Annotated in this window: 10 protein-coding genes; 6 read left to right on the forward strand and 4 right to left on the reverse strand. The window is 61.6% G+C overall.

The genetic code is table 11. From position 1 onward, the window contains the following. The first annotated feature begins 162 nt into the window (after positions 1-162). The gene (locus tag AC07YV_RS05665) at positions 163-2,091 is read left to right on the forward strand and encodes a transglycosylase SLT domain-containing protein (protein WP_102698742.1); all 1,929 of its coding nucleotides are present in this window, start codon (positions 163-165) and stop codon (positions 2,089-2,091) included. 127 nt (positions 2,092-2,218) lie between these two features. Here AC07YV_RS05665 and AC07YV_RS05670 read toward each other — a convergent pair whose 3' ends face one another. Next, positions 2,219-4,018, reverse strand: a complete 1,800-nt coding sequence (locus AC07YV_RS05670; RefSeq protein ID WP_173900789.1) for an ABC transporter transmembrane domain-containing protein — start codon at positions 4,016-4,018, stop codon at positions 2,219-2,221. A 233-nt stretch (positions 4,019-4,251) separates the two neighbouring features. Between AC07YV_RS05670 and AC07YV_RS05675 the strand changes: the two genes are divergently transcribed. Next, entirely contained in the window at positions 4,252-4,431 is a 180-nt protein-coding gene (locus AC07YV_RS05675) for a PA1571 family protein (RefSeq protein WP_007974065.1), read from the forward strand. Positions 4,432-4,602: 171 nt separating this feature from the next. Here AC07YV_RS05675 and pdxB read toward each other — a convergent pair whose 3' ends face one another. Beyond that, on the reverse strand, positions 4,603-5,745 hold the full coding sequence (pdxB, locus tag AC07YV_RS05680) for a 4-phosphoerythronate dehydrogenase PdxB (RefSeq protein WP_102698744.1): 1,143 nt from the start codon (positions 5,743-5,745) through the stop codon (positions 4,603-4,605). A gap of 245 nt (positions 5,746-5,990) precedes the next feature. Between pdxB and AC07YV_RS05685 the strand changes: the two genes are divergently transcribed. After that, entirely contained in the window at positions 5,991-7,400 is a 1,410-nt protein-coding gene (locus AC07YV_RS05685) for an MATE family efflux transporter (RefSeq protein ID WP_102698745.1), read from the forward strand. 48 nt (positions 7,401-7,448) lie between these two features. Here the strand turns inward: AC07YV_RS05685 and tusA are convergent, their stop codons facing one another. Together tusA and rlmM are read right to left on the reverse strand one after the other, a co-directional pair. After that, on the reverse strand, positions 7,449-7,700 hold the full coding sequence (gene tusA / locus AC07YV_RS05690) for a sulfurtransferase TusA (protein ID WP_007974070.1): 252 nt from the start codon (positions 7,698-7,700) through the stop codon (positions 7,449-7,451). 196 nt (positions 7,701-7,896) lie between these two features. Then, positions 7,897-8,970, reverse strand: a complete 1,074-nt coding sequence (rlmM, locus tag AC07YV_RS05695) for a 23S rRNA (cytidine(2498)-2'-O)-methyltransferase RlmM (protein ID WP_007974072.1) — start codon at positions 8,968-8,970, stop codon at positions 7,897-7,899. Between the two features lie 222 nt (positions 8,971-9,192). Here rlmM and acnA point away from each other — a divergent pair, with 222 nt between their 5' ends. The 3 genes from acnA (at position 9,193) to AC07YV_RS05710 (ending at position 14,638) form a co-directional block, all read left to right on the forward strand. Further along, complete coding sequence (gene acnA, locus AC07YV_RS05700; protein ID WP_102698746.1) at positions 9,193-11,934, forward strand: aconitate hydratase AcnA; 2,742 nt, start codon at positions 9,193-9,195, stop codon at positions 11,932-11,934. A 241-nt stretch (positions 11,935-12,175) separates the two neighbouring features. Beyond that, the gene (locus AC07YV_RS05705) at positions 12,176-12,967 is read left to right on the forward strand and encodes a CPBP family intramembrane glutamic endopeptidase (RefSeq protein ID WP_102698748.1); all 792 of its coding nucleotides are present in this window, start codon (positions 12,176-12,178) and stop codon (positions 12,965-12,967) included. Positions 12,968-13,072: 105 nt separating this feature from the next. Then, the gene (locus AC07YV_RS05710) at positions 13,073-14,638 is read left to right on the forward strand and encodes a methyl-accepting chemotaxis protein (protein ID WP_102698749.1); all 1,566 of its coding nucleotides are present in this window, start codon (positions 13,073-13,075) and stop codon (positions 14,636-14,638) included. Positions 14,639-14,674 lie beyond the last annotated feature (36 nt).

Below are 14,674 nucleotides of genomic sequence, written 5' to 3' on the forward strand. Positions count from 1 at the left end.
GGCCGGCAATTTCACTCTCGTAGCACTCTGAACGACAAATGTTGCGAACTGATGCGGGAAGACCCGCAAAGCTTTCGCCCGCTGCTGGCAAAAGGCTAAGCTACAGACAATTCAGTGCGGGCCTGACCCGCACTTGCCATGTTTTCTCTGCCTGGACGTCTCATGCGCAGTCGCCTTTTCAATCTTTTGTCGTGTTTTTTACTTTCAGCCGCAGCGTTTCAATCCGCCCAGGCGGTGGACCTGTCCACCCAACGCCAATATTACGATGAAGCCAAGCGCGCCCTGGCCAAGGGTGATACCGGCCCGTATTTCCGTTACAGCCAGGCCCTCGCCGATTATCCGCTGGAACCGTACCTGGCCTATGACGAACTGACCGCGCGCCTGAAAACCGCGAGCAACGCCGAAATCGAGAAGTTCCTCGCCGAACACGGCGACCTGCCCCAGGCCAACTGGATGAAACTGCGCTGGTTGCGCTGGCTGGCGGACCGGGGCGACTGGGCGACCTTCGTCAAGTATTACGACCCGAAAATGAACTTCACCGAACTGGACTGCCTGAATGCGCAGTACCAGATCAGTCACAACCTCAAGGCCGAAGGTTACGCCAACACCGAAAAGCTCTGGCTGACCGGCAAATCCCAGCCCGAAGCCTGCGATGCCCTGTTCGGCATGTGGGCCGCCGATGGCCAGCTGACCGAGCAAAAACGCTGGGAACGCGCGAAACTCGCCGCCCAGGCGCGCAACTACCCGCTGGCCAACAGCCTGGTCAACGGCTTGACCACCCTCGCCCCGCGCGGTCGCTTGCTGGTGGACGTCGCGCAGAAACCGGAACTGCTCAACCAGCCGTCGCGCTTCACCCCGGCCGATGAAGCCATGTCCGACGTGGTCAGCCTCGGCCTGCGCCGCCTGGCTCGCCAGGACCCGGACAGGGCCATGAACCTGCTCGATGGCTACGCCAGCAGCATGCACTTCTCCCGGGACGAAAAAGTCGCAATCGCCCGGGAAATCGGGTTGACCCTCGCCAAACGTTTCGACGGCCGAGCCCTGGACGTCATGACCAAATACGATCCGGAGCTGCGCGACAACACGGTTTCCGAATGGCGCCTGCGCCTGCTCCTGCGCCTGGCGCGCTGGGACGATGCCTACCAGTTGACCCGCCGTCTGCCCCAGGACCTGGCCACCACCAACCGTTGGCGTTACTGGCAGGCCCGCAGCCTGGAACTGGCGCAACCGCAGAATCCGGAAGTGCAGACGCTCTACAAGAACCTGGCCCGCGAACGCGACTTCTATGGTTTCCTCGCCGCCGATCGCTCGCAGTCGCCCTATTCGCTGAACAACAAGCCGCTGGTGATGAGCCAGGCGCTGATCAACAAAGTGCGCAATACCCCCGGCATACGTCGCGCCCTGGAGTTCCACGCTCGCGGGCAAATCGTCGACGGTCGCCGCGAGTGGTACCACGTCAGCCGTCACTTCAGCCGTGACGAGATGGTTGCCCAGGCCAAACTGGCCTACGACCTGAAATGGTACTTCCCGGCCATTCGCACCATCAGCCAGGCGCAGTATTGGGACGATCTGGATATCCGTTTCCCGATGGCCCACCGCAATACGCTGGTGCGTGAAGCGAAGAATCGCGGCCTGCATCCGAGCTGGGCGTTTGCCATCACTCGCCAGGAAAGCGCCTTCATGGAAGATGCCCGCTCAGGGGTCGGCGCCTCGGGCCTGATGCAACTGATGCCCGCCACTGCCAAGGAAACCGCACGCAAGTTCAGCATTCCCTATAGCTCGCCACAGCAACTGTTCGATCCGGACAAGAACATCCAGCTCGGCGCCGCTTACCTGAGCCAGGTGCACAGCCAGTTCAACGGCAACCGCGTCCTCGCCTCCGCCGCCTACAACGCCGGCCCGGGTCGCGTGCGCCAATGGTTGCGCGGTGCCGACCACCTGAGTTTCGATGTGTGGGTGGAAAGCATCCCGTTCGACGAAACCCGCCAGTACGTGCAAAACGTGCTGTCGTACTCGGTGATTTACGGCCAGAAGCTCAACTCGCCACAGCCGATCGTGGATTGGCATGAGCGGTATTTCGACGATCAATGACCGGTAATGTAGGAGCTGCCGCAGGCTGCGATCTTTTGATCCTGCTCTAAAAAATGCCCGCATCAAACGATGCGGGCATTTTTGTCAGGGGTCTTCAAGATCAAAAGATCGCAGCCTGCGGCAGCTCCTACAGTTCGGCGGTAGCCTTGCCGTCACTGAACTGCAAGGCCGCCAGGCGTGCATACAAGACATTGCTGGCAATCAGTTCCTGGTGCGTCCCTACCGCCACCAGTTTCCCCTGATCCATTACCGCGATCCGGTCGGCATTTTTCACCGTGGCCAGGCGATGGGCGATCACCAGAGTGGTTCGATTCTTCATCAGGCTCGGCAGCGCCTGCTGGATCAGGTGCTCACTCTGGGCATCGAGGGCGCTGGTGGCTTCGTCGAGGAGCAGGATCGGGGCGTCCACCAGCAACGCGCGGGCGATGGCCAGGCGTTGGCGCTGGCCGCCGGAAAGGCCGAGACCGCCATCCCCCAGATGAGTCTGGTAACCGTTGGGCATGGCTTCGATAAAGTCATGGGCGTAAGCGATCTTTGCCGCTTCCTGTACCTCGGCCAGCGTCGCCTGCGGATTGCCGTAGCGAATGTTGTCTTCAATGCTGCCGAAAAACAGCGCCGGGGTCTGTGACACCAGGGCGAAGCAGCGGCGCAGGTCCAGCGGATCGAGTTGAGTCAACGGCACGCCATCGAGCAGGATGCGCCCCTCGGCCGGGTCGTAGAAACGCAACAGCAAGTCATACACCGTCGACTTGCCGGCCCCGGATGGCCCGACCAGCGCCAGCGTCTCACCGGCATTGACCGTCAGGCTCAAGCCGTCGACGGCATAACTTTCCGGCCGCGACGGGTAGGAAAAACGCACATTTTGCAGTTGCAGGCGACCCTCGACCCGTTCCGGCAGCGTCACCGCGCCCGCGACCGGTGGCAGGATGATGTTTTCCGAACGCAACAACTCGGCAATCCGCTCGGCCGCGCCGGCTGCCCGCTGCAATTCCCCGATCACCTCGCTCAAGGTGCCGAACGCACTGCCGACGATCAGGCTGTAGAACACGAACGCCGCCAGCTCGCCGGCGGAAATTCGCCCGGCGATGACGTCCATCCCGCCGACCCAGAGCATCACCCCGACCGCGCCCAGGACCAGCACGATCACCAGGGTAATCAACCACGCCCGCTGGAAGATGCGCTTGCGTGCGGTGTTGAACGCCTCCTCCACGGTCACGGCAAACCGTCGCTCGTCCTGGACCTGATGGTTGTAGGCCTGCACGGTCTTGATCTGCCCCAGGGTTTCGGAAACATAGCTGCCGATGTCGGCAATCCGGTCCTGGCTCAGGCGCGAGAGGTTACGCACCCGGCGACCGAAAATCAGGATCGGCGCGATCACCAGGGGCAAGGCCACCACCACGATACTGGTGAGCTTGGGGTTGGTGATGAACAACAGGACGATCCCGCCGATCACCATCAACAGATTGCGCAGGAACAACGACAGCGAAGACCCGATGACCGATTGCAGCAGCGTGGTGTCGGCGGTCAGGCGGGACTGGATTTCGGAGCTGCGATTGTCTTCGTAGAAACCCGGGTGCAGGTAGATCAGGTGATTGAACACATCACGCCGGATATCGGCGACGCAGCGCTCGCCGATCCACGACACCAGGTAAAACCGTGCAAAGGTTCCGATCGCCAGCCCCACGACCAGCAACATGAACAGGCCAATGGACTGATTGAGCAGGTGTGGCGACTGGGTCATGAACCCCTTGTCCACCAGCAGGCGGATGCCCTGCCCCATGGACAAGGTGATACCAGCGGTGACGACCAACGCCAGCAAGGCGCCGAAGGCCTGCCAGCGATACGGCGCAATGAATCGACTGGCCAGGCGAACAGCACGGCGGTGACGGGCAGAGAGCATCGCAAACTTCCGGGACAAGACAATCATTAGGGTCAGCCTACACCGCTCAATGGGGTGGCTCGCTGCAAATCACAATGAGTCAGGTTAATTATGTCCACCAACACTAGAGGCTAGACGCTATTGGTCTAAAGTTCGGGTAGCCACGCGAAGGCATTTCTGCTGCACTGGTTCTGTCCCCCCGGAAAGATCGCAGGGAGTTGTCATAGCCCGGTCACCTGGCGGTTCTACAGTAAGCACACTACCTGATGAGGAGACAGGCCATGTCCTTGCAACACAGCAGCGATGACAAGATTCAAGTGATCCGCACGCAACCAGACCAGTCTCTGGGCTGCTCGATTATCGACGAGCAAGGCCGCGAAGTACCGATCACTGAAGAAATGATCCAGAAAGCTTGCAGCGAACTGGAAAAGCGATTGGTCAAGCCTGCCGAACAAGAGTGATATAGCCACCGTCTTCTTGACCCGGCCCATTGTTGGCCGGGTTTTTTATGGGCGCCTGTCTGGACATTGTGGGGCGCCCTTCGCGAGCAAGCCCGCTCCCACAGGGGATTTGTGGTGCATGAAGATCCAGTGTGGGAGCGGGCTTGCTCGCGAAAGGGCCGCCACGGTCTATCAGATTGCCGCCGCCCCCAACGCCGCCACAATCCGCTGCAACTCAGGCGCATCCCCCTCGATCCGCACCTGCAACCCGTCGATCTCACGGCGCGAAGGATAATTCTTGCGCAACACATCGAATGCCGCGCGCTGTTCGCTGACACTGCCGACAAGGCTGCGACGGAAATCCGCATCGTCACGACGCGGGTCATACACGCCACGGCACAGCATCGCCAAGGCCCAGGCCGGGTCGCTTTGCGCATTCAGGGTCACGTGCGACAGCCAGGGTGCCGGCAGCAAATCGCTCAGGCTGACGCGGGCCGGTTGCCCGAGGAAATCGCAATAGGCCTGATAAATCTGCGCGGTGCCCCGCTGCTTGCCGTCGAGGCTGTAACCGGCAATGTGCGGCGTGGCCAGCACGCACAACTCAGCCAGCGCCACGTCGACTTCAGGCTCACCTTCCCAGACATCGAGCACTGCTTGCAGGTCTTCGCGTTCCAGCAGCACATCGCGCAGTGCCGCATTGTTGACCACCGGTCCGCGGCTGGCATTGATCAGCCAGGTACCGGATCTGAGCTGGTTGAGGCGTTTTTCATCGAACAGATGCCAGGTCGATTGAGGCCCCTGCTTGGTCAGCGGCGTGTGCAGGCTGATGACGTCGCACTGTTCGATGATCTGCTCAAGGCTGACGTAGTCGCCGCCTTCAGTCGCCTGCCGGGGTGGATCGCACACCAGCACCTTCCAGCCCAGGCCCTGCAGGACCTTGACCAGTCGGCCGCCCACCTCGCCGGCGCCGACCACGCCGTAGGTACGCCGGGTCAGGTCGACCCCTTCGATTTCGGCCAGGGTCAGCAAGCTGCCGAGCACATAGTCGACCACGCCGCGGGCATTGCAGCCCGGTGCGCTGGACCAGGTGATGCCGGCCTGCTGAAAGTAATCCAGGTCCAGATGATCGGTGCCGATGGTGCACGTACCGACAAAGCGCACCTTGCTGCCTTCGAGCAGCGCGCGATTGACGTTGGTCACTGAACGCACCAACAGCACATCGGCCTGCTCGACCGTGGCACGGTCGATGGCGCGACCCGGCACCCGGCGGATTTCACCGAAGCCTTCAAAGAAGGCATCGAGCAGGGGGATATTTTCGTCGGCAACAATCAGCATGGCAGGCTCCTTTGGCGGATCGGCAGTGTAGGCGTAGATGCCTCGTTACGCCTAGCCTGCATACCGTGTAGGAGCTGTCGGAGGCTGCGATCTTTTGATCTTGCTCTTAAAAACAAAGTCAAAAGATCGCAGCCTGCGGCAGCTCCTACAGAGATTACAAATCCATAACACGGGTCTTTTCCTGACTGCCGCGTCAACGCGTAGAATGCGCGGCTGTGCATCAAAACCTCTTGGACGTTTCGCTATTGAATCCTGTTATTGAAAGTACCGTCGCCACCGCTCCTGCGCGCACGACACCCGTTCGCCTGGAACTCAAGGGCCTGCTCGGCCTGGCCCTGCCCATCATGATCGCGCAACTGGCCACCACGGCCATGGGCTTCGTCGATGCGGTGATGGCCGGCCGCGTTAGCCCACGGGACCTGGCTTCGGTGGCCCTGGGCAACTCGATCTGGATTCCGGTCTACCTGTTGATGTCCGGCGTTCTGCTGGCAACCACACCCAAGGTCGCACAACGCTTTGGCGCCGCGCAGTTCGACGAGATCGGCCCGCTGGTGCGCCAGGCGCTGTGGCTGGCCTTGTGTGTCGGCTTGATCGGCAGCGGCCTGCTGCTCGGCGCCGAGCCGATCCTGCACTGGATGAAAGTCGATCCGCAATTGATCGAGCCGAGCATGGGTTACCTGCACGGGATCGCTTTCGGGTTTCCCGGCATGGCGTTCTATTACGTATTGCGCTGCTACAGCGATGGCATGGGGCGTACCCGCCCGAGCATGGTCATCGGCTTGTGCGGCCTGCTGCTGAACATCCCGCTGAACTATGCGTTGATCTACGGCCATTTCGGCGCACCGGCCCTGGGCGGCGTCGGTTGCGGCTGGGCCAGCGGCATCGTGATGTGGTTCATGGCGTTGAGCATGGCCGGCTGGACCTTCTGGGCCCCCTTCTATGCCCGCACCCGGGTGCTGGTGCGCTTCGACCGCCCGCAATGGGCCGTGATCAAGCGTCTGGTCGGCATTGGCCTGCCGATTGGCATTGCCGTCTTTGCCGAGTCCAGCATCTTCGCGGTCATCGCGCTATTGATCGGCAGTCTCGGCTCTACCGTGGTGGCCGGGCATCAGATCGCCCTCAATATCAGCTCGTTGCTGTTCATGATTCCTTATTCGCTGGGCATGGCGGTGACCGTGCGCGTCGGTCAGGCACTGGGGGCCGGCAATCCCTGGCAGGCGCGTTTCGCGGCGAAGGTCGGGCTCGGCGCGGCACTGGTGTTCGCGGCGTTCTCGGCGGCCCTGATCCTGCTCCTGCGCGAACCTATCGCCTCGATCTACACGCCTGACAAGGCTGTGATCCAGATTGCGTCGATGTTGATTGTGTATGCCGCGCTGTACCAGTTTTCCGATGCCATCCAGGTGATATGCGCGGGCGCGTTGCGTGGGTATCAGGACACCCGGGTGACCATGATCCTGACCTTGTTCGCCTATTGGGGCATCGGCCTGCCGGTCGGCTACGTGCTGGGACTGACCGATTGGTTCGGTCCGGCCAGTGGCCCGAGCGGGCTGTGGGAAGGGTTGATTGCCGGTTTGAGCTGCGCGGCGCTGATGTTGTCGATCCGCCTGACGCTCAGTGCGCGCCGGCGAATTCGTAACAGCCGCTCGGCGGGCTGACTGCACAAACAAAAAGACCTGCGTTTGCAGGTCTTTTTTTGGGTGTCATCAGCCGGACTTCTTGCGAATCCAGTAGAGGTAGGTGCCCTCCTCCTCGTGCTGCGCCACCAGTTCGTGGTCGAGAAACACACAGAACTTGGGAATGTCACGACGGGTCGACGGGTCTGTGGCGATGACCTTGAGCAGGCCACCGGGCACCAGGTCACGGATGTGCTGGTGCAGCATCATCACCGGCTCGGGGCAGTTGAGGCCGGTGGCATCGAGGGTGCCGTCTACCGGCGTATCAAGCATTTCACTCATGATTCACTCCTGAAACTGGCCGGCATTGTCGCGCATTGCCGGGTGTTCGGTCACCTGTGGCATTACGCCGCCCTTGTGGGATGACCACTGACCTGTGGGAGCGGGCTTGCTCGCGAAAGCGGTGTGTCAGCAGCGTTGACGTCGACTGACACGACGCCTTCGCGAGCAAGCCCGCTCCCACATTGGTCCGTCGGTATCAGCGGGACTTGGGTTTCTTCACGTCCAGCCGGCGCAAATGGCAGGTCACTTCCTCACGGTCGTGGTACAGCTGCTTGCAGCCGATCTCAACCTTGATGCCCCGCGCCTTGAAACCCTCGGCAATGCGCTCGAGCAGACGCTTCACCTCGGCATAGCGCTGTTTCATCGGCAGCTTGAGGTTGACCACCGCCTCGCGGCAATGGCCGTCACCGATCCACTCTTCCAGCATCGCCGCATTGCGCGCCGGCTTCTCGACGATGTCGCAGACCATCCAGTCCACCGGCTGCTTGGGCTTGAAGGTGAAACCGTCGGCCATCAGGTGTTGCACCAGACCGGTGTCCATCAGGCTTTCGGCCATCGGGCCGTTGTCGATGGCGGTCACCAGCATGCCGCGGTTGACCAGTTGCCAGGTCCAGCCACCCGGAGCAGCCCCGAGGTCGACGCCGGTCATGTCGCTGTGCAGACGCTCGTCCCACTGGTCGCGCGGGATGAAGTGATGCCAGGCCTCTTCCAGCTTCAGGGTCGAGCGGCTCGGCGCCTCCCGAGGAAACTTCAAACGGGGAATGCCCATTGGCCACATCGCCGAGTTGTTCGACTCGGCCAGCCCCATGAACACCTCACGACCACTTTTGAAGGTCAGCAACAGCCGCGGCTTGTGAGCGTCTTCCACCAGTTTGCCGGCGGCCATCAGCGCTTTGCGCAGGTGCACTTCGAACTTTTTGCAGAAGTTCGACAGTTCCTTGCCATCATTGGTGTCGACCATTTCCAGCCACAGGCTGCCGCACAGCGGAAAGTCCGCCATATGGGCGAGGATCACGCTGATGCGGTCGGTTTCCGGCAGATCGATGAAAATCCCCCGGGCCCACTGGCGCGGGAAGATCAGCTCGGCGAAACGCTGCCCGCGCATCAGGCGCTCGGCGCCGTCTTCTTCGGTGCAGACGAATTCGGCGCAAGCGGTGGCGGCTTTGGCCTTGGCGTAGCCGGCCACGTTCAAGCGCGCGGCGAGGTCGGAAATCTCGGAACAGACTTCACCTTCGAAGCCCGGCCGGCAATGCATGAATAGGGTGTTCATTCTTACTCCTGGGCAATGGCGATGAATTTCGGCCACTGCACGATGCCCAGGCTTGCCCTGAAGCAAAGCCTGTCACGAAAACCGGCGCATGATAGCCGAGATCGGAACCTGGGGTCTGTCCATAGAGTCCAGTTATTAGCCAGCTACCGAAAACAGGGCTAGGTTTAAGGCTCTGTCCGTCCCCTCAGTCCGTAGCCGTGCGGACTTCAAGGAGTGATCGTAATGCCGTCCCTCGATAGCCTGAAGACGTTGAAAACCCTGCAAGTCGGCAACAAGACCTACCACTACTTCAGCCTGCCCGACGCCGCCAGGAGCCTGGGCGAGCTGGACAAGTTGCCGATGTCGTTGAAAGTCCTGCTGGAGAACCTGCTGCGCTGGGAGGACGAAAAAACCGTCACCGGCGCCGACCTCAAGGCACTGGCCGCGTGGCTCAAGGAGCGCCGCTCCGACCGGGAAATCCAGTACCGCCCGGCGCGGGTGCTGATGCAGGACTTCACTGGCGTTCCCGCCGTGGTCGACCTGGCCGCCATGCGCGCGGCGATGGCCAAGGCCGGCGGCGATCCACAGCGCATCAACCCGCTGTCGCCGGTGGACCTGGTGATCGACCACTCGGTGATGGTCGACAAGTTCGCCAGCAGCAGCGCCTTCGAGCAGAACGTCGACATTGAAATGCAGCGCAATGGCGAGCGCTATGCGTTCCTGCGCTGGGGCCAGAGTGCCTTCGACAACTTCAGCGTAGTGCCGCCGGGCACCGGGATCTGCCACCAGGTGAATCTTGAATACCTCGGTCGCACGGTCTGGACCAAGGACGAGGACGGCCGCACCTATGCCTTCCCCGACACCCTGGTCGGCACCGACTCCCACACCACCATGATCAACGGCCTCGGCGTGCTCGGCTGGGGTGTCGGCGGTATCGAGGCGGAAGCGGCGATGCTGGGGCAACCGGTGTCGATGCTGATTCCCGAAGTCATCGGTTTCAAACTCACCGGCAAGCTCAAGGAAGGCATCACCGCCACCGACCTGGTGCTGACCGTCACCCAGATGCTGCGCAAGAAAGGCGTGGTGGGCAAATTCGTCGAGTTCTACGGCGACGGCCTAGCCGACCTGCCGCTGGCCGACCGCGCGACCATCGCCAACATGGCGCCGGAATACGGCGCCACCTGCGGTTTCTTCCCGGTGGACGACGTCACGCTGGAGTACCTGCGCCTGTCCGGCCGCCCCCTTGAAACAGTGCAACTGGTCGAGGCCTACAGCAAGGCCCAGGGCCTGTGGCGCCTGCCCGGCCAGGAGCCGGTGTTCACCGACAGCCTGGCGCTGGACATGGGCAGCGTCGAAGCCAGCCTCGCGGGACCAAAACGCCCGCAGGACCGGGTGTCGCTGCCGAATGTCGCGCAAGCCTTCAGCGACTTCGTCGACCTGCAATTCAAACCCACCAGCAAGGAAGAGGGTCGCCTCGAAAGTGAAGGGGGTGGTGGCGTCGCCGTCGGCAACGCAGATATGGCCGGTGAAGCGGATTACGATTACGAAGGCCAGACCTATCGCCTGAAAAACGGCGCCGTGGTCATCGCCGCCATCACCTCCTGCACCAACACCTCCAACCCGAGCGTGATGATGGCGGCCGGGCTGGTGGCGAAGAAGGCCGTGGAAAAAGGCCTGAAACGCAAACCCTGGGTGAAGAGCTCGCTGGCCCCCGGCTCGAAGGTGGTCACCGACTACTATAAGGCGGCCGGCCTGACCCGCTACCTCGATGAACTGGGCTTTGCCCTGGTCGGCTACGGCTGCACCACCTGCATCGGCAACTCCGGGCCGCTGCCGGAACCCATCGAGAAAGCCATCCAGCAAGCCGACCTCACCGTGGCATCGGTACTCTCGGGCAATCGCAACTTCGAAGGCCGGGTGCATCCCCTGGTGAAAACCAACTGGCTGGCCTCTCCGCCACTGGTGGTCGCCTATGCGTTGGCGGGTACGGTACGCACCGACCTCAGCCGCGAACCGCTGGGCGAAGACAAGGACGGCAAACCGGTTTACCTGCGCGACATCTGGCCCAACAGCAAAGAAATCGCCGATGCGGTGAGCCAGGTCAACACCGCCATGTTCCACAAGGAATACGCCGAAGTGTTTGCCGGAGACGAACAATGGCAGGCGATCGAGGTTCCGCAAGCGGCGACCTATGTCTGGCAGGACGACTCGACCTACATCCAGCACCCACCCTTCTTCGACGACATCGGCGGCCCGCCGCCCGTGGTCAAGGATGTCAGCGCAGCGAACATTCTCGCCCTGCTCGGCGACTCGGTGACCACTGATCACATCTCCCCCGCCGGCAACATCAAGGCGGACAGCCCGGCAGGGCAGTACCTGCGCGACAAAGGCGTGGAACCGCGGGACTTCAACTCCTACGGTTCGCGACGCGGCAACCATGAAGTGATGATGCGCGGCACCTTCGCCAACATCCGCATTCGCAACGAAATGCTCGGCGGCGAGGAAGGCGGCAACACCCGTTACATTCCCACCGGGGAAAAAATGCCGATCTACGACGCCGCCATGCGCTATCAGGCATCGGGCACCCCGCTGGTGGTGATTGCCGGCCAGGAATACGGCACCGGATCGAGCCGCGACTGGGCGGCCAAAGGCACCAATCTGCTGGGCGTCAAAGCGGTCATCGCCGAAAGCTTCGAACGCATCCACCGCTCCAACCTGGTGGGCATGGGCGTGCTGCCGTTGCAGTTCAAGCTGGATCAGAACCGCAAGAGCCTGAACCTCAACGGCAGTGAAACCCTGGACATCCTCGGCTTGACCGGTGTCGAGCTGACGCCACGGATGAACCTGACACTGGTCATCACCCGCGAGGACGGCAACCGCGAGAAGATCGAGGTGCTGTGCCGCATCGATACGCTCAATGAGGTGGAGTACTTCAAGTCCGGAGGGATTCTGCATTACGTGTTGCGGCAGTTGATTGCCTCCTAGCCATGCGCTGATACAAACACCGCCTTCGGGCGGTGTTTTTTGTCTGGGAGCCCGCCAGTACAATCGCTCGCCTCATGCTCACCCTTTCATGCCTGACACATGAGCAAATGTGGGAGCGGGCTTGCTCGCGAATACGGTGTATCAGTCGACATAACTGTTGAATGTTATGGCCTCTTCGCGAGCAAGCCCGCTCCCACAGAACATCAGGGGCGTTCGCAAGACTTCGGCTCAAGGACTTCACATGGTTGCCACGCAATGGATTTTTCTGTTCCTCCTCTCCATCGGCTACTGCATGGCACTGTATTTCAGCAGCATGAGTTGGTCAGCGATGATTTCCGTCGCTTTACTGCTGGTCTGCGGTTTTGCCGTTCGCCAGCAAACGCTTCAGTTCGGTCGCTACCTCGGTCATGGCCTGTTCATCATTCTCGCGCTGGCCCTGGCGACGCATTGGTGGCCCGGCTTCCATAACGGTCAAGTCATAGCGCCGCAGCGTTTCACCGACGACGCGGTGCCGTTTTCCATGTACCTGAACCTTGATAAGCCCCTGATCGGTTTCTGGCTGTTGCTGGTCTGCCCGTGGATTGTCAGTCGGCGATCCCTGCGCCTGTTCCTGCCTTCCAGCGCCATTGCGCTGACTTTGAGTGCCGTGCTGGCGCTGGGCGGTGCGCTGCTGCTGGGTGTCATCGCCTGGGCGCCGAAATGGCCTGATCAGGCCTGGCTGTGGCTACTGAACAATCTGCTGCTGGTGACGCTGGTCGAGGAAGCGCTGTTCCGCGGCTACATCCAGGGTGGCCTGAGCCGTTGCCTGAAAAACCTGCGCCATGGCGAAAACCTTGCCCTGCTCCTGGCTTCGTTGATCTTCGGCCTGGCCCATGCCGGGGCAGGCTGGCAATGGGTCCTGCTGGCCAGCCTGGCCGGGATCGGCTATGGCCTGGCCTACCGTTTTGGAGGACTGACAGCAGCCGTCGCTACTCACTTCGGCTTGAACCTGCTGCACTTCAGCCTGTTCACCTATCCGATGCTCGCCGGCTGACGCAAGGGTCATTTTGCGACGCATCGCTGATTTTCGAAAAATAACCTCAACAATCCGCCGGTCTTGCCGATACAGCACTTGAAAGCCTTGCGGATTAAAAAAGCCATGCGTAACAACCAGCCAATTACACAACGCGAGCGGACCTTCCCGGCCCAGCAACGGTTGATTTCCACCACCGATGCCAAGGGCATGATCACCTACTGCAACGACGCCTTTGTCGAAATCAGCGGGTTTTCCCGAGAGGAGCTGATCCGTGCACCGCACAACCTGGTCCGTCACCCCGATGTCCCGGCCGCGGTGTTCGCACACATGTGGGGCACACTGAAACAAGGCTTGCCATGGATGGGCATTGTGAAGAATCGCTGCAAGAGCGGTGACCACTACTGGGTGAACGCCTATGTGACACCGGTCTTCGAAGGCAATCAGGTGGTCGGTTACGAGTCAGTGCGGGTCAAGCCCACCGCCGAACAGATCCGCCGTGCCGAAGCGCTCTACCAACGCATCAACCAGGGCAAGTCGGCCATTCCCTCCTCGGACAAATGGCTGCCGATCCTGCAGGACTGGCTGCCGTTCATTCTGGTCAGCCAATTGAGTTTCATGATCGGTGCATCGCTGAACTCCCATTGGGGTTTTGCCCTGGCCGCCGGTCTCTCGGTGCCGCTGGGCCTGATGGGCCTGCAGTGGCAACAGCGCGGTATCAAGCGTTTGCTGCGCCTGGCCGAGCAGACCACCTCCGACCCATTGATCGCACAGATGTACACCGACAGTCGCGGCGCCCAGGCGCAGCTGGAGATGTCCATCCTCAGTCAGGAAGCACGCTTGAAAACCTGTCTGACGCGTCTGCAGGATACGGCCGAGCACTTGACCGAGCAGGCCAGGCAGTCCGATGCCCTGGCGCACAACAGCTCCAGCGGCCTGGAACGTCAACGGGTCGAGACCGAGCAGGTGGCCACCGCGGTCAACCAGATGGCCGCGACCACCCAGGAAGTCGCCAGCCACGTGCAACGCACCGCCGACGCCACCCAGGAAGCCAATCGGCTGACCGGTCGCGGTCGTGACATCGCCGGGGAAACCCGCGAAGCCATCCAGCGCCTGTCGGTGGTGGTGGGTGAAACCGGCGTGACCGTGACCCAGCTGGCCAAGGACAGCAACGAAATCGGTGGTGTGGTCGACGTGATCAAAGGCATCGCCGACCAGACCAACCTGCTGGCCCTGAACGCCGCCATCGAAGCGGCCCGCGCCGGTGAGATGGGTCGTGGTTTTGCGGTGGTGGCCGACGAAGTCCGTCAGCTGGCGCAACGCACCAGCGAGTCCACCGGGCAGATTCATGCGCTGATCGCCAAGCTCCAGCAAACCGCCGGTACTGCGGTGCAAACCATGGAAGCCGGGCATCGTCAGGCGGAAGAAGGCGTGGCGCGGGTGCTGGAAGCGGACCAGGCGCTGGTGGGGATCAGTGAAGCGGTGGCCAACATCACCGACATGACCACCCAGATCGCCGCCGCGACCGAAGAGCAAAGTGCCGTGGCCGAAGAAATCAGCCGCAACATCAGCAACATCTCGGCGCTGGCGGACCAGACCTCGGAACAGGCACAGAACTCGGCGTTGTTGAGTGAAGAGCTGACCAAAACCGCGAATACCCAGTATTCGTTGGTGGAGCGGTTCAACCGCTGACAGCAAAGTCAAAAGATCGCAGGCTGCGCCAGCTCC

Source organism: Pseudomonas sp. GW456-E7 (assembly GCF_059424105.1).

Excerpts from the sequence above, each read along its gene's own strand:
- AC07YV_RS05665 (WP_102698742.1), top strand. The coding sequence starts at position 163 with ATGCGCAGTCGCCTTTTCAATCTTTTGTCGTGTTTTTTACTTTCAGCC.
- AC07YV_RS05670 (WP_173900789.1), bottom strand. The coding sequence starts at position 4,018 with ATGATTGTCTTGTCCCGGAAGTTTGCGATGCTCTCTGCCCGTCACCGC.
- AC07YV_RS05675 (WP_007974065.1), top strand. The coding sequence starts at position 4,252 with ATGTCCTTGCAACACAGCAGCGATGACAAGATTCAAGTGATCCGCACG.
- pdxB (WP_102698744.1), bottom strand. The coding sequence starts at position 5,745 with ATGCTGATTGTTGCCGACGAAAATATCCCCCTGCTCGATGCCTTCTTT.
- tusA (WP_007974070.1), bottom strand. The coding sequence starts at position 7,700 with ATGAGTGAAATGCTTGATACGCCGGTAGACGGCACCCTCGATGCCACC.
- rlmM (WP_007974072.1), bottom strand. The coding sequence starts at position 8,970 with ATGAACACCCTATTCATGCATTGCCGGCCGGGCTTCGAAGGTGAAGTC.
- acnA (WP_102698746.1), top strand. The coding sequence starts at position 9,193 with ATGCCGTCCCTCGATAGCCTGAAGACGTTGAAAACCCTGCAAGTCGGC.
- AC07YV_RS05705 (WP_102698748.1), top strand. The coding sequence starts at position 12,176 with ATGGTTGCCACGCAATGGATTTTTCTGTTCCTCCTCTCCATCGGCTAC.
- AC07YV_RS05710 (WP_102698749.1), top strand. The coding sequence starts at position 13,073 with ATGCGTAACAACCAGCCAATTACACAACGCGAGCGGACCTTCCCGGCC.